Origin of the sequence: Nonomuraea sp. NPDC052634 (assembly GCF_040678535.1) — a bacterium.
Lineage (GTDB): Bacteria > Actinomycetota > Actinomycetes > Streptosporangiales > Streptosporangiaceae > Nonomuraea > Nonomuraea fastidiosa.
In genome coordinates, this window is record NZ_JBFATY010000001.1 from 2402125 (window position 1) to 2422340 (window position 20216).

At 73.0% G+C, this 20216-nt stretch carries 16 protein-coding genes; 11 read left to right on the forward strand and 5 right to left on the reverse strand.

Annotation, left to right across the window (positions count from 1 at the left end):
* The first annotated feature begins 5 nt into the window (after positions 1-5).
* The 4 genes from AB0K67_RS10720 (at position 6) to AB0K67_RS10735 (ending at position 8804) form a co-directional block, all read left to right on the forward strand.
* Positions 6-2552, forward strand: coding sequence for a family 78 glycoside hydrolase catalytic domain (locus AB0K67_RS10720; RefSeq protein ID WP_364056268.1), 2547 nt, complete (start codon positions 6-8; stop codon positions 2550-2552).
* Positions 2549-3541, forward strand: coding sequence for a hypothetical protein (locus tag AB0K67_RS10725; protein ID WP_364056271.1), 993 nt, complete (start codon positions 2549-2551; stop codon positions 3539-3541). The genes AB0K67_RS10720 and AB0K67_RS10725 overlap by 4 nt, the downstream gene beginning before the upstream one ends.
* A gap of 85 nt (positions 3542-3626) precedes the next feature.
* Positions 3627-5003: a glycoside hydrolase family 28 protein gene (locus AB0K67_RS10730; protein ID WP_364056274.1), complete on the forward strand. Its 1377-nt coding sequence runs from the start codon at positions 3627-3629 to the stop codon at positions 5001-5003.
* Between the two features lie 42 nt (positions 5004-5045).
* Positions 5046-8804, forward strand: a complete 3759-nt coding sequence (locus AB0K67_RS10735) for a serine/threonine-protein kinase (protein WP_364056277.1) — start codon at positions 5046-5048, stop codon at positions 8802-8804.
* Between the two features lie 66 nt (positions 8805-8870).
* Here AB0K67_RS10735 and AB0K67_RS10740 read toward each other — a convergent pair whose 3' ends face one another.
* From AB0K67_RS10740 to AB0K67_RS10750, 3 genes are all read right to left on the reverse strand, one after another.
* Positions 8871-9506: a hypothetical protein gene (locus tag AB0K67_RS10740; protein ID WP_364056280.1), complete on the reverse strand. Its 636-nt coding sequence runs from the start codon at positions 9504-9506 to the stop codon at positions 8871-8873.
* 83 nt (positions 9507-9589) lie between these two features.
* The gene (locus AB0K67_RS10745) at positions 9590-10876 is read right to left on the reverse strand and encodes an ArsB/NhaD family transporter (RefSeq protein WP_364056283.1); all 1287 of its coding nucleotides are present in this window, start codon (positions 10874-10876) and stop codon (positions 9590-9592) included.
* Between the two features lie 224 nt (positions 10877-11100).
* A complete protein-coding gene (locus AB0K67_RS10750) occupies positions 11101-11556 on the reverse strand; it encodes a CBS domain-containing protein (protein WP_364056286.1) in 456 nt (151 codons plus the stop codon).
* Between the two features lie 170 nt (positions 11557-11726).
* On the opposite strand from AB0K67_RS10750, the gene AB0K67_RS10755 reads away from it, so the two are divergent.
* Positions 11727-12749, forward strand: a complete 1023-nt coding sequence (locus AB0K67_RS10755; protein WP_364056288.1) for a histidine kinase — start codon at positions 11727-11729, stop codon at positions 12747-12749.
* Positions 12719-13396, forward strand: coding sequence for a response regulator transcription factor (locus AB0K67_RS10760; RefSeq protein WP_364056291.1), 678 nt, complete (start codon positions 12719-12721; stop codon positions 13394-13396). The genes AB0K67_RS10755 and AB0K67_RS10760 overlap by 31 nt, the downstream gene beginning before the upstream one ends.
* A gap of 178 nt (positions 13397-13574) precedes the next feature.
* Here AB0K67_RS10760 and AB0K67_RS10765 read toward each other — a convergent pair whose 3' ends face one another.
* Positions 13575-14687 (reverse strand): FAD-dependent oxidoreductase, encoded by a 1113-nt coding sequence (locus AB0K67_RS10765; RefSeq protein ID WP_364056294.1) that lies wholly within the window; start codon positions 14685-14687, stop codon positions 13575-13577.
* 93 nt (positions 14688-14780) lie between these two features.
* Here AB0K67_RS10765 and AB0K67_RS10770 point away from each other — a divergent pair, with 93 nt between their 5' ends.
* Positions 14781-15125, forward strand: coding sequence for a helix-turn-helix domain-containing protein (locus AB0K67_RS10770; RefSeq protein WP_364056297.1), 345 nt, complete (start codon positions 14781-14783; stop codon positions 15123-15125).
* 93 nt (positions 15126-15218) lie between these two features.
* Positions 15219-15752: a hypothetical protein gene (locus tag AB0K67_RS10775; RefSeq protein WP_364056300.1), complete on the forward strand. Its 534-nt coding sequence runs from the start codon at positions 15219-15221 to the stop codon at positions 15750-15752.
* A gap of 367 nt (positions 15753-16119) precedes the next feature.
* Here the strand turns inward: AB0K67_RS10775 and AB0K67_RS10780 are convergent, their stop codons facing one another.
* Positions 16120-17013, reverse strand: a complete 894-nt coding sequence (locus AB0K67_RS10780) for a MurR/RpiR family transcriptional regulator (RefSeq protein ID WP_364056303.1) — start codon at positions 17011-17013, stop codon at positions 16120-16122.
* 172 nt (positions 17014-17185) lie between these two features.
* Between AB0K67_RS10780 and AB0K67_RS10785 the strand changes: the two genes are divergently transcribed.
* From AB0K67_RS10785 to AB0K67_RS10795, 3 genes are read left to right on the forward strand one after another with little or no spacing between them, the layout of a single operon-like run.
* A complete protein-coding gene (locus AB0K67_RS10785) occupies positions 17186-18457 on the forward strand; it encodes an MFS transporter (RefSeq protein ID WP_364056306.1) in 1272 nt (423 codons plus the stop codon).
* Entirely contained in the window at positions 18454-18876 is a 423-nt protein-coding gene (locus AB0K67_RS10790) for a GAF domain-containing protein (protein ID WP_364056309.1), read from the forward strand. Before AB0K67_RS10785 ends, AB0K67_RS10790 begins: the two co-directional genes overlap by 4 nt.
* Positions 18873-20090 carry an amidohydrolase family protein gene (locus tag AB0K67_RS10795; RefSeq protein WP_364056312.1) on the forward strand — a complete coding sequence of 406 codons (1218 nt, stop codon included), beginning with the start codon at positions 18873-18875 and terminating at the stop codon, positions 20088-20090. The genes AB0K67_RS10790 and AB0K67_RS10795 overlap by 4 nt, the downstream gene beginning before the upstream one ends.
* Positions 20091-20216: the final 126 nt, after the last annotated feature.

The window sequence follows — 20216 nt, forward strand, 5'->3', positions numbered from 1 at the left end:
CTTCGTTGCCGACGAACCTGCGAACGTGCGACCTGACCGACCCACTCGGCATCGAGGCCACCCGGCCCGTCCTGAGCTGGCGGCTTACCGGCGCCGCCGCGCAGACCGCCTACCACGTGCGGGTGGACGGCCTGTGGGACAGCGGCGAGGTCGAGTCGGCCGACCAGCGCGTGGTCTACGGCGGCGAGCCGCTGGCCGGCCGCACCGCCGCGATCTGGCGGGTCAGGACGCGCGACGAGACGGGCCGCTGGTCGGAGTGGAGCGAGCCGGCCCGCTTCGAGCTGGGCCTGCTGGAGCCCGAGGACTGGTCGGCGTCGTGGATCACCCACCCCGACTGGTACGACGAGGGCGGCGACCCCCGCGTGGGCGAGGGCCGCCCGCTGCCGCTGCTGGCCGGCGAGTTCACCCTCGTCGGGCAGGTGGCCGCGGCCCGCCTGTACGTGGCCGGGCTCGGCGTGTACGTGGCCTCGCTGAACGGCGCCCCGGTGACGGACGCCGTGCTGGAGCCGGCGTACACGGACTTCACCCGGCGGGTCGCGTACGCCACGCACGACGTGACGGCGCTGCTGCGGGAGGGACGCAACGCGCTGGGGCTGACGCTCGGCCCCGGCATCGCGCACGTCTTCCCGCACCAGGACCGCTACATGAAGTTCTACGGCTCGAAAGCCGCGCCGAAGGCGATCGCGCAGCTCGAAGTGCGTTACGCCGACGGCACGACCGAGCGGTTCGGCACGGACTCCGGCTGGCTGGCGACCGAAGGCCCGACCACCCGCTCCCACTGGTACGGCGGCGAGGACCACGACGCCCGCCTGCGGCTTCCGGACTGGGACGTCCCCGGCGCGGACCGCTCGGGCTGGCGGCCGGTCGTCGTCCTGCCCGGCGGCACGGAGCTGCTGCGGGCCCGCTCCTGCCCGCCGATCAGGGTCACCGAGGAGCTGCCCGCCGTGGAGAAGCGGCCGGCCAAGGACGGCACGCCCGTCTTCGACGTGGGCACGGTGATCGCGGGCTGGGCGGAGCTGCGGCTCGACCTGCCGGCCGGGCGCTACCTGCGGGTGCTGCCCGGCGACCAGCTCGACGACTACGGCCGCGTGGTGCAGTCGAAGCCGGCGACCGGCGCGCCGATCTTCAACACGTACGTCACCAAGGACGGCCCGCAGACCTGGCATCCGGACTTCCGCTACGACGGCTTCCGCTACGTCGAGGTGCAGGGCCTGCCCGAGCACGTCGGCCGCGAGGCGGTGGCGGGGCTGGCGCTGCGCGCCGCCAACGACGCGATCGGCCGGTTCGAGACCTCGAACCCGCTGCTCAACGACATCCACCGGATCATCGACCGCGCGGTGCGCGGCAACATGTACAGCGTCCTGACCGACTGCCCGCACCGGGAGAAGCTGGGCTGGCTCGAGCAGACCCACCTGCTGTTCGACGTGGTGGCCTACAACTACGACGTGGCCGCCTACCTGCGCGAGCTGCTGGTCACCATCGCCGAGGCGCAGACCCCCGAGGGCCTGGTGCCGGACATCGCACCCGAGTACGTCGTCTTCGACGGGCCCTTCAGGGACGACCCGAACTGGGGCGGCGCGATGGTGCGCATCCCATGGCAGATCTACCGCTGGTACGGCGACACCTCGGCGCTGGAGCGGCACTACGACGCGATGGCCCGCTATGTCGGCTACCTGACGGGCAAGGCCGACGGCGGCATCGTGCGGCACGGGCTCGGCGACTGGTTCGGCCTGGACGGCAGCACGCCGGTGCCGCTGGTGTCCACCTGGGGTTACTGGCGGGCGGCGGGCACGCTGGCACGGGCGGCCGAGGTGCTGGGCCGCGACGACGACGCCAAGCGGTACCGCGCGCTGACGGACGAGATCTCCGCCGCGTTCACCGATGCGTTCCTGAAGGACGGGCGCTTCGGCGGCGGCGGTCAGGCGTCGCAGGTGTTCGCGCTGGACATGGGCGTCGTCCCCGCCGACCTGGCGCAGGGCGCGCTCGACGAGCTGAGCGCGGCCGTGCGGGCGGGCGAGATCACGGTCGGCGAGGTCGCGCTGCCCGCGCTCTACCAGGTGCTGACCAGGGCCGGGCGGCACGACGCGCTCTACGGCTTCGCCACCTCCACCAGCCACCCGAGCTACGGCTACCAGGTGCGCCACGGCGCGACCGCGCTCACCGAGGCGTGGGACGGCCCGACCCGCGGCCTGTCGCAGAACCACTACATGCTGGGCGCCATCGACGCCTGGTTCTACCGGGGGCTCGGCGGCATCGGCCAGGCGCCCGGCTCGACCGGGTTCCGCCGGCTGCTCATCGCGCCGGCCGCGCCCGGCGACCTCGCGTCCGTGACCGCCCGCACCGAGACCCCGTACGGCGAGGTGGGCGTGGCCTGGCAGCGGGCGGACGGCGCGTACGAGCTACAGGTGGAGGTGCCGCCGGGCTCGACGGCCGAGGTGCGGCTGCCCGACCTCGGTCTGCCCCGCTGCACCGCGCCCGGCGCGGCGACCGCCGTGGGTGAGCGGGCCTGGCAGGTGCCCGCGGGCCGCTGGACGTTCGGGGCGGGCCGATGACCGGCTACGACCCCGCGCCGCTGCGCACACCGCACAAGGCCGACCGGCTGCTCATCAGCCCGTCGGGCGAGCCGGGCGCGTTCGACGCGCTCTTCGTGGACTGCCCGTTCGTCTGCTCCGACGGCGGCGAGTACCTCATGACGTACGTGGGCTTCGACGGCACCGGTTACCAGACCGCGCTCAGCCGCTCGCGCGACCTGACGACGTGGAGCCCCGGCGAGGTCGTGTTCCCGCGCGACCCCGGCCACCCCTACCGGCGCTACAACGCCGCGCTCACCTCGATCGTGCGCGACAACCGGCTCGGCTCCGACGGGCAGGTCACCTGGCTGGACGGGCGGGCGATCGGCACCTACCACGCCTACCCCGAGCCGGGCATGGAGTCGGGCGCGGCGATCATCGGGTTCGTCGTCAGCGAGGACCTGCGTACCTGGAAGGACACCGGGTCGGTGCTGCGCCCGCAGGACGGCGGCGCATGGGAGCGCGGCGGCCTGTACAAGTCGTGGCTGCTGCGCCACGACGGCCTGTTCCACTGCTTCTACAACGCCAAGAACCGCACCTACGACGGCTGGCGCGAGCAGATCGGCTACGCCGTCTCCCCCGACCTCGAGCACTGGGAGCGCCCCGGCTCCGAGCCGGTCGTGCCGAACGGCGGGCCGGGCGCGTTCGACGAGCGCTTCGCCTCCGACCCGTGCGTGCTGCGCGACGGCGACTGGTGGGTGATGTTCTACTTCGGGCTCTCCTTCGACGGGCACGCCCGCGAGGGGTACGCGGTCTCGCGCGACCTGCGCACCTGGAAGAAGGGCGGCGAGATCCTGGTCGACGTGGGGCCGCCGGGCAGCGTGGACGACACCTACGCGCACAAGCCCGCCGTCGTGACCCACGAGGGACGCCTGCACCACTTCTACACGGCGGTGCGGCGGGCCGAGCCGTACCTGGTGGGCGAGCACCGCATGACCGAGCACAGGGGCGTCGGCGTGGCATGGGCGTGACCAGGCGCGCGGCGCCCCTTCATCCAGGCATCACGCTCACCGGCGTGACGGGCCGACCCCCGCTTTCCGTATCCGGAGGACATCGATGCAGCACTCTCGCAGGACGTTCCTGGGCGCCGCGGTCGGCGGCTTCGTCATCGCGCCGGCCCTGGCCGGGCCCGCCGAGGCGGGCACCGCGTGGAGCCGGGTGCCCGCGATCAGGCGGCGGATCAGGCCGCCGCGCTTCCCCGCCCGCACGTTCCCCATCACCCGCTACGGCGCGACCGGTGACGGGACCGCCCTGTGCACCGAGGCGTTCCGCCGGGCCGTCGAGGCGTGCTCGGCGGCGGGCGGCGGCCGGGTGCTGGTGCCCGCGGGGACGTACCTGACCGGCGCAATCCACCTGGCCGACGATGTCGAGCTGCACCTGGAGGAGGGCGCGGTCATCCGCTTCAGCCGCGACCCCGCCGACTACCTGCCGGTCGTGCCGACCCGGTACGAGGGCATCGAGCTGATGAACTACTCGCCGTTCATCTACGCCTACGGCCGCACCAACGTCGCCATCACCGGCTCCGGCGTGATCGACGGCCAGGCCGACGCCACGCACTGGTGGGACTGGTCGAACGACCCGCCGCCGTCGGAGGGCCCCGACAAGCAGCTGCTCGCCCGCATGGCGGAGGAGGGCGTGCCGGTCGCGGAGCGGGTCTTCGGCGAGGGCCACTACCTGCGGCCCAACCTCATCCAGCTCTACCGCTGCCGCAACGTGCTCATCGAGGGCGTCACGGTCAAGGACTCCCCCATGTGGAACATCCACCCCGTCCTGTGTACGAACGTGACGATCCGCGGCGTCACCGTGGACAGCCCGCACGGCCCCAACAACGACGGCTGCGACCCCGAGTCCTGCGTGGACGTGCTCATCGAGAACTGCACGTTCGACACCGGCGACGACTGCGTGGCGCTGAAGGCGGGCAAGAACGCCGACGGCCGCCGGGTGAACGCGCCCTGCCTGAACGTCCTGGTCACCGGCTGCGTCATGCGCGACGGCAACGGCGGCGTGACCGCGGGCAGCGAGACGACCGGCGGCGTGCGCTGGGTGTTCGCCTGGGACTGCACGATGAGCAGCCCCCACCTGGAGCGCGCGATCCGGATCAAGACCAACCCTGACAGAGGCGGCTACGTCAGGGACTTCCACGTCAGGAACGTCACGGTCGGGCAGGCCGCCGACGCGGTGATCGAGGTGGCGCTCAACTACGAGAACAAGCACACCGGCCCCTACTTCCCGTACGTCGGCGACATCGAGATCACCAGGCTGCGGGCCGGGACGGCGCCCAGGGCCTTCACCCTCATCGGCAACCCCGGCAACCCGATCCGGGGCGTGAAGGTGACCAACAGCGTCTTCGAGAACATGACCGAGGACGACGTTGTGTCCGATGTGACCGGGTTCGTGCTGCGGAATGTGCGGGTCAACGGACACAGAGTGTGACCTTTACCCAACCACTGCGTCACCGTCGCCGTCCAACCTGGCATGAGCAGTCCACTGATCGACGGTGACCCGCAGCGACTCGGCGGCTACTGGCTGGCCGGCCGGCTCGGCGAAGGCGGCCAGGGAGTCGTCTACGAGGGCTATGACGAGGACGGCACGCGGGTCGCGGTCAAGGTGCTGCGCGGCGACCCCGACGGGCAGCCCCGGCTGCGCGAACGGCTGGCCAGGGAGGCCGCCGCCGCGCAGCGGGTCGCGCCGTTCTGCACCGCCAGGGTGCTGGACGCCGATCTCGAGGGACCCAGGCCGTACATCGTCAGCGCGTACGTCGAAGGGCCCAGCCTGCGCGCCGCCGGGCGCACCTTCGGCGGCGACGACCTGCACCGCCTGGCCACCGCGATCGCCACGGCGCTGACCGCGGTGCACGACGCCGGCGTCGTGCACCGCGACCTCAAGCCGGACAACGTGCTGCTCGGCCCCGACGGGCCCCGGGTGATCGACTTCGGCATCGCCCGTACGCAGGAGATGACGCTCAGCTCCACCGGCTCGGTCACGGGCACGCCCGGCTACCTCGCGCCCGAGGTGCTCTCCGGCGAGCGGGCCGGTCCCGCCGCCGACGTGTTCGCCTGGGGCGCGGTCGTCCTGTACGCCGCCACCGGCGAGGACCCGTTCACCGGCGACTCGGTCGCCGCGGTCATGCACCGCGTGCTCGCCCACGAGCCCGACCTGTCGGTGCTGCCCGCGTCGCTGCGCCGCCCGGTGGGCGCCGCGCTGGCCAAGGACCCCGCGGAGCGTCCGACCTCCCGCGATCTGCTGCTCGCCCTGCTGACCGGTACCGATCCCGTGCTGCCCGCCCGTCTGCTGACCAGGACCGGCGACGCCGTACGCCCGCTCGCCTCCGGCGGCGCGCACCCTCAGGACACCCCGGGCCCCGCACGGAGGCGCGCACACCGCACCATGGACACCACGCGGCGGCACGTCCGGGGCGCCGCGGGCTCCGTGGACACCGAGCAGCTCCTCGCGCTGGGCGCCGGTGACGGGCGGCGGGTCACCGCCGCGTTCGCTGTCGCGGCCGACCCGGCGCTCGACGTGATCGCCGAGGACGCCTACGCCGCGCTCCCGCCGGAGGACCGGCTCCTCGTGCCTGAGCTGTTCCTGCGGCTGGTCACCGTGACCGACGAAGGCGAGCTGGCGCTGCGCGAGGCCCGCAGGTCCGAGCTGCCCGCCGGGATCGACCGGGTGCTGTCGGCGTTCTCGTACCTGGTGTCCGGCGGCGACCCCGTACGCCTGCTGCGCCCCGCGCTGCCGCTGGCCTGGCCCCGGCTGCGCGGCTGGATCGAGGCCGACCGCGACGGCCTGGCCGTGCACCGCCGCATCACGGCGGCCACCGGACGCTGGCAGCGGCACGGCCGCAAGGACGCCGACCTGTTCCACGGCAGCACCCTCGACGACGCGCTGCGCTGGGCCGCCGCCGAGCGCAAGCACCTCACGCTCACCCCCGCCGAGCGGGACTTCCTGGCCGCGTCCGCCACGCTCACCCGGCGGCGCACGCGCCGCATCCGGCTGCTGTCGGTGGGCCTCGCCGCGCTGCTCGCGCTCGCCGTGGGCGCGGGCGGGCTGGCCTGGCGGCAGAGCACCACGCTGGCCGGGCAGCGCGACGCGGCCGACTCGGCCCGGCTGGCCGCCGCGTCCCACACCGTACGCGGGCGCGACCCCGTGCTCGGCATGCTGCTCGCCGCCGCCGCGGGGAAGCTGTCGCCCACGGGCGCGGCCAGGTCGAGCCTGATCGCGGCGGCCTCCGACCCGGCGACCACGGCCTTCCACGACCCGGCGCTCGGCCCCGACATCGTGCGCACGCTGACCGCCGACGGGCGCTCGCTGGTGAGCGTCACCCCCGGCGCGGTCACGGTGTGGGACGTCGCCACCGGCCGCCGCACCGGCGGCTTCACCGCCGCCATCACCGGCCCTCCGCCCGCCGCCGCGGGCTCCGGCTCCACCGCGACAGGCTCTGGATCCGCCACGACGGGCTCTGAGGCCGCCGGAGCCGGAAGCGAGGCCAAATCCGGGGCGGCCGGCGGAGCCGGAAGCGCGGCCGGAGCCGGATCTGGGGCCGGCGCCGGGGCTGGGGCCGGGCGGATGCGGGAGGCGGCCAGGGCCGCCGCCGACGGCTACGACACCGACCCCGAGAGCGGACGGCTGCGGGGAGCGGCGGTCAGCGAGGACGGCAAGGTGCTTGCCGTGGCCGACGACACGGGCGTGGGCCTGTGGGAGCTGGCCACGGGACGCCCGCTCGGCCGCCGGCTGCCCGCACCCGGCGCGGTGGACCTGTCGATCGCGTTCAGCGGCGGCCGGCTGCTGGTGACGGCCGGGCAGGGCACGCGCGTCTACGACTGGCGTACCGGGAAGACGACGTCGCTGCCCACCATGCGGCGGCCCGCCGTGCACCCGAGCGGCCGGTACGCGGTGGCGGGCCCCGACATCTACCTGCTGCCGTCGGGCAAGCGCCGCCCCGGCTACCCGGGCGTGTGCGCCGACTGCGACAGCGCCGCCGCCTTCAGCCCGGATGGCGCGCGGCTGGCGATCAGCGACGACGACGGCCTGACCGTGTACGACACCCGCACCCGCGAGGAGATCGACGTCCTGTACGGCTGGGAGGCGCACGCCGTGCCCGTGTTCAGCGCGGACGGCGAGCTGGTCGCGGGCGTCGGCAGGTCGATCAAGGTGTGGCGGCCGGGCGCCGGCGAGCCGCTGCTGCTGCAGCGCCGCCCGCGCGACCCGGTGACGGCCGCCGCGTTCGGCCCCGGCGGGCTGCGCTACCTCAGCGACGACACGGTGGTGACGCTGGTGCCCGCCCCGCCGTCCGACGAGCCGATGGACGCCGTACGGCTGAGCGGCGACGGCCGCACGGTGGCCATGCACGCGCTCGGCAGCACCGACATCACGCTGAACGGCCGCCACAGGAAGGTGGGCCACTTCGACGACTACGACAGCGAGCTGGCCTTCAGCCCCGACGACCGGCTGCTCGCGGTGCGGCGGGCGGACCACGTCACGGTCCACGAGACCGCCTCGTGGCGGAAGCTCGCCGCGCTCACCCCGGAGTTCGCCGCCGAGGTCGAGGCGAGATCGGTGCTGCCGACCGCGAAGGGCCTGTGGACGGCGGGCGAGCGGACGTTCACGCTCTGGGGGCTGCCCGGCGGGCGGCGGCTCAAGCAGGTGCCGAGGCCGGAGCGGCTGCTCGGCTGGACCGCCACCGCCGACGGGCGGCTCGTCGGGCTCGACGGCGCCGGGTCGCGGCTGGTGGACCTGGAGACCGGCACGCCGCTCGGCGCCCGGCTGTCGCTGCCGGGGCAGGCCGACGACGTGTGGTTCGGCGCGGAGCTCGACCTGGTCGCGGCGAACTTCTCCGGCAAGGTCGGCGTCTGGGACACCGCGACGGGCATGCAGGTGGGCAACTGGATGCGGATGGAGGGCCCGCCGTGGGACGCGGCGTTCTCGTCCGACGGCCGGCTGTTCGCCTTCGCCTCGCAGGACAACACGCTCAGCCTGTGGGACGTGCGTCAGGGACGGCGGATCGGCCCGCCGGTGGGGCTCACCGGCAGCGCCCGCTCGGTGGCCTTCACCGCCGGCTCCGCCGAGGTGCTGGCCATCGGCAGGGGCGGGCGGCTGACCCGGCTGCCGACCACGGTGCCGGCGCTGGCCGAGACCGTGTGCATGCGGGCGGGCCGGAGCCTGACCCAGGAGGAGTGGCGGCACTACCTGCCGGACCGCCCGTACGAGCCGGTCTGCCCGCCCCGCGAACGCTGACCGTCGCGCCGGAGCCGGCCCGCGCGCCGCCCATCGCACCGTGGCCGCGCCTGGCGCGCACCGACGTCAGGCCCGGGTCGGGGTGGTCGCGGGGAGGCCGTCGCCGGACGGCCCGCGGCCGAGCAGCAGCGTGCCGAGCCACATGACCGCCATGCCGACGGCGGCCAGCGCGGTGCCGGCGCCCTCCTGGAGCGTGGCCACGCCCAGCAGGACCACGCCGGCGGCGGTGACGCCGGCGCTGACCGTGGTGACCCGGCGCAGCAGGGCGAGGACGGCCGCCATCGCGAGCACCGCGAAGAAGAACAGCTGCGCACCCGGCGTGTAGACGACCAGCTCGATCCCCGGGTAGGCGCGCGCCTGGCTCAGCAGCGCCCGCATCTGCTCGCCGTCGGAGGCGGTGAACCCGGCGTGCAGGGCGATGGCGAGCTGGGCGAGGTTGGCGGCCACGCCGAGCAGCGCGACGACGGTCGCCGCCTCCACCGCCGCCCGGCGGCCGCCGCGTACCGGTCCGGCCAGGCCGCGCATGGCGAAGATCATGAGGCCGAACATCGCGAATCCGGCCAGCCAGGCGAGGTGCCCTGCCGTCCACCAGGGACCGGGCTCCGCCTCACCGTGGATGGGACGGAGGAGGAACCAGCCGGCGAGCAAGGCGGCGGGGCCGGCGGTGAAGGAGATCTGGGCCAGGCGGCTTGCGGGGTTCATACGGGCCACGATGCCCCGTTCCGCCCGGCCCGCTCATCGGTGATCGCCCCTGATCTGACCCTGAGGCCGCCAGGGGCGCGGGATCAGGTGAAGTAGCGCAGCCAGACGTACAGCCAGGCGAGCGCGATGCTCAGCGCGGTGACGATGATGCCGTACCGGGTGAACTGCCAGAAGCTGATCTTGTGTCCGTTGCGCGCGGCGATGCCGAGCGCGACCACGTTGGGGCTGGCCGCGACCGCGGTGCCGTTGCCGCCGAAGTCGGCGCCGAGCGCGAAGGCCCACCACAGCGCCTGCCCGGCCTGCGGGTCGGTCGCGGCCTCGACGACGCCTTCCACGATGGGCGCGGTCGTGGCGACGTAGGGGATGTTGTCGAAGAACGCGCCGAGCGCGCCAGAGCCGAACAGCAGCGCCGTCGCGGCGACCAGGTAGTTGTCGCCCAGCACGTCCAGCGCCCAGGTGCCGATGGCGGCGATCACGCCGGTGTGCACGAGCCCCGCCACCATGACGAACAGGCCCATGAAGAACACCAGCGTCGGCCACTCGACCTCGCGCAGCACGTCGTCGACGTTCGCGCGGGAGACCAGCAGCATGACGCCGGCGCCGACGAGCGCCACGATCGACGGCTCGACGTGCACCACCGCGTGCAGCCCGAACCCGGCGATCACCGCACCGAGCACCACCAGGCAGCGCACCAGCAGCCGCGGGTCGGTGATGGCCCGCCGCTCCTGCAGCGCCATCACCTCGGCCACGTGCTCGGCGTTGTACTGGAACGAGTTGCGGAACAGCACCCTGGTGAACAGCACGAACACGGTGAAGATGAGCACCACGATCGGCGTCATGTGCACGAGGAAGTCGTTGAACGTCAGCCCGCCGCGGCTGCCGATGATGATGTTGGGCGGGTCGCCGATGAGCGTGGCCGCGCCGCCGATGTTGGAGGCCAGCACCTCGGCGATCAGGTACGGCCGCGCGCTGATCCGCAGCCGGTTGCACACCACGATCGTGACGGGCGCCACCAGCATGATGGTGGTGACGTTGTCGAGGAACGGCGAGGCGATGGCGGTGATGCCCATCAGCATCACCATCAGCCGGTAGGGCCGTCCTTTGGCGCGTTTGGCCGCCCAGATGGCCAGGTAATCGAAGACGCCTGTCTGCTTGATGATCCCGACGATGATCATCATGCCGAACAGCAGGAAGATGACGTTCCAGTCGATGCCCTCGTGCTCGGAGTAGAACACCTCCGCGCCCGGGATCAGGCCGAGCACGGCCATCAGCCCCGCGGCGATGAGGACGACTTTGACCTTGTTGACCTTCTCCGTGGCGATGAAGAAGAACGCCACGATGAAGATGGCCAGTGCGAGGAAGGCGCTCATCCGTGCCGCCCCGGCGGGCCGGCCTGCCCGTCGGCGGAGAGCCCGCGTTCAGCGGGTACGTATCGACAAAGCAGACATTCAACGCATGACGGAACAACGCAGTGAAGGGCGAACATGGCGAAGACCTTTCGGAGATGGGTGAACCGCCGCGGCGACACCGGCGGAGCACGCCCGGAAGGTCGAGGCGTGGCCGCGCGGCACACGCCGGGCGGGCCAAGGTTCTGTCAGTCGTCTGAAGCGAGGGCCAGGCAGGTGAGCAGGCGTTCGAGGGTGATGGCCCCCTCGAGCGCGCCGTCGCGGCCGACGACGGCGACGATGGGGCTGCGCAGCCGCGCCATCAGCGCGGCCACCTCCAGCAGCGTCGCCTCCAAGCGCACGGTCGCGGGGGTGACCGGATGCCGGGGCAGGCAGTCACCGACCGTCCGCTCGCCCAGCTCTCCCCAGAACACGTCGGCGTGGGCCTCGTCGATGGCCCGGCACAGGGCCGGGTCCTCCTGGTACGCCCCCGGCACCGCCAGCCGCAGGACCTGCGTCCCCGGCAGGACGCAGGAGGGCCGTCCCTGCTCGTCCACCACGATCAGGCCGGGCATGCGGCCCAGGGCCATGAGGCGGACCGCCTTGGTGACAGGGTCGCCGGCGGTGACGGTGGGCAGGTTCACGGCGATTTCGCTGGCATGCATGACATCCGCTATCTCTCCAATCCGGCTCCGCTCAAGTGTCGTGGCGGAAAGGGGGCCCGAACCATCGGGTCCGTCACCCATCTCCGCGGGGATACAACATGTAGGCGTGGGCTACGGATGAGGGTCAGCCCGGATGGACAACGAAGGCCCTAGACGAAGAGGCTGAGGCTATGAACGACCGCGTGGCCGAGGGGGCGGCGCACCGGGCGGTGCAACTGCCGCGCACACCGGCTCAGGCGCTGTTCCGGCGGCTGGTTGTCATCAACGGGCTGGTGTTCACGATCGGCACGCTCGTGCTGGCGTTCTCTCCCGCCACCATCTCATCGCCGATCGTCCTCGCGGAAGTGCCGGTGCTGCTCGTGGGGCTCGCGGTGATGCTGGGCGCGAACGCGCTGCTGCTGCGGCGCAGCCTGGCCCCGCTCGACGCGCTCACCTCGCTCATGCAGCGCGTCGACCTGCTGGGCACCGGCGACCGCCTGTCCGACGGGGGCAACAGCGACCTCACCCACCTGATCGACACGTTCAACGCGATGCTCGACAGGCTGGAGGCCGAGCGCAGCGCGAGCAGCGCGCACGCGCTGGCCGCGCAGGAGGGCGAGCGCCGGCGCATCGCCCGCGAGCTGCACGACGAGATCGGCCAGAGCCTGACCGTGGTGCTGCTCGGGCTGAAGCGTGTGGTGGACCGCGCGCCCGACGACCTGCGCGAGGAGCTCCACGCCGTGCAGGAGACCGTGCGCGCCAGCCTCGACGAGGTCCGCCAGGTCGCCCGGCGGCTGCGGCCCGGCGTCCTGGAGGACCTCGGCCTGCACAGCGCGCTCAACGCCCTGGCCGTGGACGTCTCGCAGATGAGCGGCGTGAAGGTGACCCGGTGCGTCGAGGCCGACCTGCCCGACCTCGGCTCGGACGTCGAGCTGGTGCTGTACCGGATCGCGCAGGAGAGCCTGACCAACATCGCCAGGCACGCCCACGCCGAGCATGCCGAGCTGTCGCTCAAGGCCGAGAACGGCCGGCTGGTGCTGCGGATCACCGACGACGGGCAGGGCGGCGCGCGCCAGGACGGCGCCGGGATCCGCGGCATGCGCGAGCGTGCCCTGCTGATCGGCGCCCGCCTGACCGTCGACTCACCGCCAGGCGAGGGCACGCGCGTGAGCCTGGTCATCCCATGTCCCGCGAATCGGAGCGCAACCTCGTGAACAAGACCCGGATCCTGCTGGCCGACGATCACGCCCTCGTACGGCGGGGGCTGCGCCTGATCCTCGACGCCGAGCCCGACCTCGAGGTGGTCGCGGAGGCCGCGGACGGCGCCGAGGCGGTGGCCGCCGCCGACGACGACAAGGTGGATCTGGCCATCCTCGACATCGCGATGCCCCGCATGACCGGGCTCCAGGCGGCCAGGGAGATCAACCGCCGGGCGCCCGGCATCCGCATCCTGATGCTCTCGATGTACGACAACGAGCAGTACTTCTTCGAGTCGCTCAAGGTCGGGGCGTCCGGTTATGTGCTCAAGTCGGTCGCCGACCAGGACCTGCTGGAGGCGTGCCGGGCCACCATGCGGGGCGAGCCCTTCCTGTACCCCGGGGCGATCACCGCGCTCATCCGCGACTACCTCCAGCGCGACCGCGAGGGCGAGCGCCTGCCCGAGAGCATCCTGACGCCTCGGGAGGAGGAGATCGTCAAGCTGATCGCGGAGGGCAACTCGGCCAAGGAGATCGCCGAGACGCTGGTCATCAGCGTGAAGACGGTCGATCGGCACCGGGCGAACATCCTGCAGAAGCTCGGGATGCGCGACCGGCTCGAACTCACCCGCTACGCCATCCGCGCCGGCCTCGTCGAACCCTGACCCGCGCCCGCCCGGGCCTCTGGGGCACGCCCCCGCTCTGGCCCGCGCCGGGGCTCCGGGGGCGCGCCCCCGCCACGGGCCCTCGCGGCCCTGACCCGCGTCCCCCGCCTGCGGATCCGGGGCCGCATGGCCCGCCCCCTCATCCCGGGTCATGCGGCCGGCCGGCCCCTGATCCGGCTCAGGCGGTGGCGTCCGTGACGTCGAAGTGCGCGCTCGCGTACGTGGCGAGCATGTCGCGGCCCTTGATCTCCGCGGCGGCCTCGGCGCCGACGACCCCCTGGTCGGGGAGCTGGCCGGCGCCGCCCGCGGGGCCGAGCGGGACGAGGATCATCGGCGGCTGCTTCTCGTACGGGACCGGCTCGCCCTCGCCGGTGATGAGCGCGCGCAGGTTGCCCGCCAGCAGCTCGCCCTGCCGCCCGGCGTACGCGGCCATGTCGCGGTCGGCGTCGGCGATGTCGCCGATCGCGAACACCCGCTCCTGACCGCGCACCCGCAGCATCTCGTCCACCTGTACGTAGCCGCGCGCGTCACGGGCGGCGGCCAGCTCGCCGCGCAGGTAGTCGGTGCGCAGCTGCACGCCGAAGCAGCGGAACCACATGTCGGCGACGAGTTTCTCCCCCGATCCGGTCGCGATCGCGATGGGCGCCACCGTGGCGGGCGCGGCGGCGGGCAGCTCCCGCAGCGGGCTGCCGAGCTTGAGCTCCACGCCGATGTCGTCGAGCTGGCGGCGCAGCTCCGCGCGCAGCGACGGCTGGAACGGGCCGGGCAGGATGTCGTCGGACATGTCGGCGAGCGTGACGTGCTTGCGGGGGAAAGCCGCCTTGATCTCACCCGCCAGCTCGAGCCCGACCGGGCCGGCGCCGATCAGCAGCACCCGCTCCGCCTCCTTCAGCGCGTCGTGCGCGCGGCGCACCTCGGCCTTGGCGGCGGCCGCGTCCGGAGTGGCGATCTTGGCGGGGAACGGGTAGGCCGACCCCGTGGCCAGCACCAGGTAGTCGGGCTCCAGCGTGGTCCCCGACGCGAGCGTCACGCGGCGGCCGTCGGCGGCGACCGCCCTGTCACGCAGGAACCGGCCGTGCTTCAGCAGCCGGCTGTACGGCAGGAAGATCCGGTCCAGCCACTCGGGCTCGACCAGCGCCCGCCATGAGGCCACGTTGTGCACGAAGGCGTCAGACGGGTCGACGAGCGTCACGTCGGCGACATCGTCGAGCAGCTTGGCGACCTTGTGGCCGCCGTAACCACCGCCGAGCACCACGACGGACGGGCGGCTGCCCGCAGGCTTCTGGCTCATCAGCGAACTCCTTGCTAGGTATCGAGATGCGGCTAGGTTATTCATACCTACTTCGAAAATCAAAGCAGCAGTATTTCTGCTAGCGTTGAAGGCATGGCGGCACCGACGACCCACAACGTGGAAGCCTGTAATCGCCGCGACGAGGCGCTCACCCGCGCCTTCACCCTGCTCGGCAAGCGCTGGATCGCCGTCGTGCTGGGCAGCCTGCGCTCGGGACCGGCCGGGTTCCGCGAGCTGTCACGGGCCATCGACGGGGTCAGCGACTCCGTGCTGTCCGACCGGCTCTCCGAGCTGACCAAGGCGGGGCTGGTCGCCCGCAAGGTCGACGAGGGGCCGCCGGTCGCGGTGTCGTACGAGCTGACCGAGGCGGGCTGGGCGCTCATGCCGGCGCTCGAGCAGATCTCCCAGTGGGCTCACGACCACCTGCCACCCCGCTGACCACGCCCTGGCGCCGCGCCCTTGAACGCCCGGTTCTCGGTGTTACGTTGAGTCGAGGAGCGTGCCCGACACCCGCGAAGGACGTGGTCTCCCGTGCTCTACCTCTTCGGCTTCGATCGCATCGGCGTGGCCGTCAGCGACATCTTCTTCGTCGATCCCCAGCCCATGAAGGGGCAGGAGGGCGCCGAGCGCGGAGTGCGGCTCGAGCTGCGCAGGCTGGAGACGGGCGAGCTGAAGGGGTCGATCTACTCCGCCCGCCCGATCACCGTCGATCGGCCGATCTGGCGGGTGGACCTGCTGGAGTCGGTCTCGGGGACGCCCGGCAGCTTCGACCGTACGCACCACCACCCGGGCGTGAACGGCTGGGAGCCGGGGCGGCGGGTGTTCGACCCGCAGCTGTCGCAGGAGCCGCTGAAGTGGCTGCAGGAGCGGCTGTCGGACCTGGAAGGCGTGCTCGACCAGGCCGGCGAGCCGCGCGACACGGTGAGCGAGGCCGACGTCAAGGGGCTGCGCGAGCGCGCGCCCGAGATCGTGGAGACGGTCGCGCGGCTGCTCGACGCCGTCCGTTCCTCGCCCGTGCCCGAGGGCGCCGAAGTCGCGACCAGCGTACGCGCGAGCTGGCTCTGACCCGCCCGCACCCCATCGACCCGCGCCCATAGTGCGCCCACGGCCCGGCCTCCGCAATCAGCCGCCCGCCCCGTGACCGCAGCCCGCCGGGCCGCCGCCCGCATGCGCCCGCAGCCGCCCCTGCGGAGCGGCGCGCATCCGGAGCACCTGCCCCCTGCGGCCGGCCCTCGTTCTCAGCCGCCCGCCCCGTGACCGCAGCCCGCCGGGCCGCGGCCGTATGCGCCCATAGCCGCTCCCGCGTGACCAGCGTGCGCTTCTGAGCAGTTCTCATGCGGCTCGCTCGGGGCGGCGGGCCGATCCGCGAAGTCAGGCGGGGCAGCGGGCCGGTCCTTTGGAGCCAGGCGGGGCGGCGGGGCGGTCCTTGGAGTCAGGCGGGGCGGTCCGTGGAGCTGGGCGCGGGAGCGGGGCGGCGGTGCAGGAGTGAGAACTTCCCCCACATGGCCTCCGCCGCCTCGATGGAGGCCCCCGTACGCGCCGGGTCCACGGCGGCGAGCTGGGTGACCAGGGCCTGGGCGACGGCGATGCCGGCGGTCAGCGACGGGAAGAACGCCTCGCCCTCCGCCGGCACCATGACGACCTCCTCGGCGGCCTTGGCCAGGGCAGGGCTGGCGGCGTCGGTGACGGCGAAGACGCGCACGCCGCGCGCGCGGGCCTCGTTGGCGGCCAGGACGGTGCTCTCGTACAGACGCCAGAAGCTGATCGCGATCAGCACGTCGCCCTCGCCGATGGCGGCCATGGTGTTGGCGAGCTCGGCATCTCCCCCGGTGACGGCGGTGACCGGGTAGCCGGCCAGGCGGGCGTTGTGCGCGAGCGCGAGGCCCACGGCGGCGTAGCTGCCGTCGGCGACGATCACCGTATGCCGGGCCGCCGCGACCGCCTCGGCGATGGTGACGAGGACGCGCTCGTCGAGCCGCCGGTTGAGCAGGGCCAGGCTGTCGAGGTCGCGGCGCAGCGAGCGGGCGCTGGGCGAGCCGGCGCCCCGGTGCTCGGCGGCGACCTGGCCGGCGCTGAGCGAGGAGAGGTAGCGGGCGCGCAGCTCCTGCTGGAGCGCGGGCCAGCCGGCGAAGCCGAGCGCCTGCGCCGTGCGGGTGACGGTGGCCACGTTGACCCCGGCGAGCTGGGCCAGCTCCTGCGCCGACCCGAACGAGGCCCGGCGCGGCTGGGAGAGCAGCACTTCGAGCACGGCGGCCGACTTGCCGCGCAGCCCGCGCGCCGGCAGCCGCTCGCGCAGCCACTCCTCGAAGCTGTCGGTGCCTGTCACCCGTTCTCTCTCCTCACCGGCCGCTCGGCCGCTCTGTGGGCCTTCAGCCGGGAGCATCCTACGTGCTCCGGCTCCGCGAGTTTTGCAAAGAACATTGCAATTTTAGCGAAACGCACTATATGTTGCTGCGCAATCGACCTGCAGGGCCACAACCTGGTGAAAGGTGTGTTCGATGACCTTGTTGGCCCGTCTGGACCGGCTCCCGCTGAGCCGTCCTCACTACCTCCTCCTCCTGATCGGCGGCCTCGGATACACCTTCGACGGCATGGACTCCGCGGTCGTCGCGTTCCTGCTGCCGAGCGCGCAGGAGGCATGGAACCTGTCCAACGGGCAGCTCGGCATCATCGGATCGGCGACGCCGTTCGGGTTCCTGTTCGGCGCGACGGCGGCCGGGCTGCTCGGCGACAGGATCGGGCGCAAGAAGGTCATGATGTACGCGCTCGCCTTCTACGCCGCCTTCTCGGTGGTCGCCGCGTCCGCCCCCAACTACGAGGTGTTCCTGGCCGCCCGCGTGCTGGCCGGGGCGGGCGCCGGCGCGGAGAGCGCGATCATCGCGCCGTTCCTGTCGGAGTTCGTACCGGCCAAGCGGCGCGGCTGGTTCGTCGGCGCACTGTCGGGGTTCTTCTCGTTCGGCTTCGTGGCGGCGGCGCTGATCGGCCGGTTCGTGGTGCCGACGTTCGACGAGGGCTGGCGCATCGCGCAGATCATCACCGCGGTGCCCATCGTCATGCTGCTGTGGTGGCGGCGCTCGCTGCCCGAGTCGCCCAGGTACGCCGTCGCCCCTGCCGCGGAGACCCCCAAGGTGAACCTGCTCAGCGCCCTGCGCTACCTGTGGAGCCGGGCCATGGCCAAGCGCACGGCGGTCATCTGGCTGATCTGGTTCGTGATCACGTTCTCGTACTACGGGTTCTTCTCCTGGATCCCGACGCTGCTCGTGCAGCGCGGCATCACGGTCACCAAGAGCTTCGAGTTCTCGATCATCATCTACCTGGCGCAGATCCCCGGCTACTTCTCCGCGGCCTGGCTGTCGGAGCGGCTCGACCGCAAGAACACCATCGCCATCTACCTGGCGGGCTCGGCGGTCAGCGCGTTCTGGCTGTCGCAGATGGACTCGCCCGTCACGATCACGCTCGCGGGCGCGGTGCTGTCGTTCTTCCTGAACGGCACGTACGCCGGCGTCTACTCCTACACCCCCGAGGTCTTCCCGACCTGGATCCGCGCCACCGGCACCGGGCTGTCCAGCGCGTTCGGCCGGGTCGGCAGCATCCTGGCCCCGACGATCATCGGTGTGTCCGCGGCCGGCCTCGGCTTCGCCGGGGTGTTCGGCCTCACCACCGCCGTGCTGGTGGCCGGGGTGGTCTGCGTGATGGTGTTCGGGCTGGCCACCGCGGGCCGATCGCTGGAAGAGCTCACCGAACCCGCCACCGAGGAGGCGACCACGTGAACGACCTGGACGAGCTGGAGCGGCGCGTACGGGAGGAGGTGGGCGTGCGGCTGTTCACCGTGCTGGCCTGGGTGCCGCAGCGGCGCGCGCTGCGCCGCGTCCACAGCAGCCACCCCGCCGAGTATCCGGTGGGCGGCGAGAAGACCGTCGAAGTGGCCCAGCGGTGGCTGGCCACCTGCATCGAGCGGCGCGAGCCGTACTTCGGCCGCGACAAGGCCGCCGTACGGGAGATCTTCGCCGACCACGAGCTCATCGAGAGCCTCGGCTGCGGCTCGATCATCAACGTGCCCGTGCTCGGCCCGGACGGCGAGGTCGCCGCCGTGCTGAACATCCTCGACGCCGAGGGCGCCTACGACGACGCCTCGGTGGCCGCCGCCCAGAAGATCGCCAAGGATTTCACGTTCGGAGGTACCGCATGACCCTGCTGCTGCGCAACGCGCTGCTGCTCGACGTCGAGACCGGCGAGTACGCCGAGGCCGACCTGCGCTGCGCCGACGGCAGGATCGCCGAGACCGGGCGCGGGCTCACCGCGCCGGACGGCACCCGGGTGATCGACGTGGCGGGCGCGCGGGTCGTGCCCGGCCTGATCGACGCGCACGTGCACGTCACCGCCTCCAGCGCCGACCTCGGTTCCCTGCGGTCGAAGCCGCCGTCGTATGTGACCGCGCACGCCGCCCGCATCATGGGCGACATGCTGAGCCGCGGCTTCACCACCGTGCGCGACGCGTCGGGCGCCGACTTCGGCCTCGCCGACGCGCAGGCCGAGGGCCTGATCAGGGGGCCGCGGCTGCTGTTCTGCGGCAAAGGGCTGAGCCAGACCGGCGGCCACGCCGACTTCCGCGGCCGGGGCGAGCACCTCGACGACGACCACCCGTGCTGCGCGGGCGTCGGACGGGTGGCCGACGGCGTGGACGCCGTACGCACCGCCGCCCGCGACGAGCTGCGCAAGGGCGCGCACCACATCAAGGTGATGGCGTCCGGCGGCGTCGCCTCCCCCACCGACCGCATCGACTCCACCCAGTACTCCATGGACGAGCTGCGCGCCGCCGTCGAGGAGGCCGAGGCCGCGGGCCGGTACGTCGCCGCCCACGCCTACACCGCCCGCGCCGTCAACCGGGCGCTGGAGGCCGGGGTGCGCTCCATCGAGCACGGCAACCTCATCGACGACTCCAGCGTGGAGCTGTTCCTGCGGCACGACGCCTTCCTGGTGCCGACGCTGGTGACGTACTGGGCGCTGAAGGAGGAGGGCCGCGAGTTCGGGCTGTCGGAGAGCAGCTGGCGCAAGGTGGACGACGTGCTCGAAGCCGGCATCGTCGCGCTCGAACGCGCCGCGCGCGGCGGGGTGCGGCTGGCCTACGGGACGGACCTGCTCGGCGGCATGCACCGGCACCAGAACCAGGAGTTCCGGCTCCGCGCCGAGGTGCAGCGGCCGCTCGACGTGCTGCGCGCCGCCACCACGGGCGCGGCGGAGCTGGTCGGGATGTCCGGCGAGATCGGCACTCTCGCCGTGGGCGCCCGCGCCGACCTGCTGGTGCTCGACGGCGACCCGCTGGAGGACATCGGCGTGCTCGCCGACCCCGCCCACATCCGCCACGTGATCCAGTCCGGCACGCTCGCCGCATCCGCCACGTGATCCGGTCCGGCACCCTTGCCGCAGCCACCGCATGATCCGGTCCGGCACCCTTGCCGCAGCCACCGCATGATCCGGTCCGGCACCCTCGTCTGACCGACCGCCATCACCATCACCCCTCATCAGGGC

Bases quoted from the DNA above. Each gene is read 5' to 3' on its own strand.
- AB0K67_RS10750 (WP_364056286.1), bottom strand. From the start codon at position 11,556: ATGCATGCCAGCGAAATCGCCGTGAACCTGCCCACCGTCACCGCCGGC.
- AB0K67_RS10760 (WP_364056291.1), top strand. From the start codon at position 12,719: ATGTCCCGCGAATCGGAGCGCAACCTCGTGAACAAGACCCGGATCCTG.
- AB0K67_RS10735 (WP_364056277.1), top strand. From the start codon at position 5,046: ATGAGCAGTCCACTGATCGACGGTGACCCGCAGCGACTCGGCGGCTAC.
- AB0K67_RS10725 (WP_364056271.1), top strand. From the start codon at position 2,549: ATGACCGGCTACGACCCCGCGCCGCTGCGCACACCGCACAAGGCCGAC.
- AB0K67_RS10755 (WP_364056288.1), top strand. From the start codon at position 11,727: ATGAACGACCGCGTGGCCGAGGGGGCGGCGCACCGGGCGGTGCAACTG.
- AB0K67_RS10730 (WP_364056274.1), top strand. From the start codon at position 3,627: ATGCAGCACTCTCGCAGGACGTTCCTGGGCGCCGCGGTCGGCGGCTTC.
- AB0K67_RS10770 (WP_364056297.1), top strand. From the start codon at position 14,781: ATGGCGGCACCGACGACCCACAACGTGGAAGCCTGTAATCGCCGCGAC.
- AB0K67_RS10795 (WP_364056312.1), top strand. From the start codon at position 18,873: ATGACCCTGCTGCTGCGCAACGCGCTGCTGCTCGACGTCGAGACCGGC.
- AB0K67_RS10785 (WP_364056306.1), top strand. From the start codon at position 17,186: ATGACCTTGTTGGCCCGTCTGGACCGGCTCCCGCTGAGCCGTCCTCAC.
- AB0K67_RS10740 (WP_364056280.1), bottom strand. From the start codon at position 9,506: ATGAACCCCGCAAGCCGCCTGGCCCAGATCTCCTTCACCGCCGGCCCC.
- AB0K67_RS10745 (WP_364056283.1), bottom strand. From the start codon at position 10,876: ATGAGCGCCTTCCTCGCACTGGCCATCTTCATCGTGGCGTTCTTCTTC.
- AB0K67_RS10765 (WP_364056294.1), bottom strand. From the start codon at position 14,687: ATGAGCCAGAAGCCTGCGGGCAGCCGCCCGTCCGTCGTGGTGCTCGGC.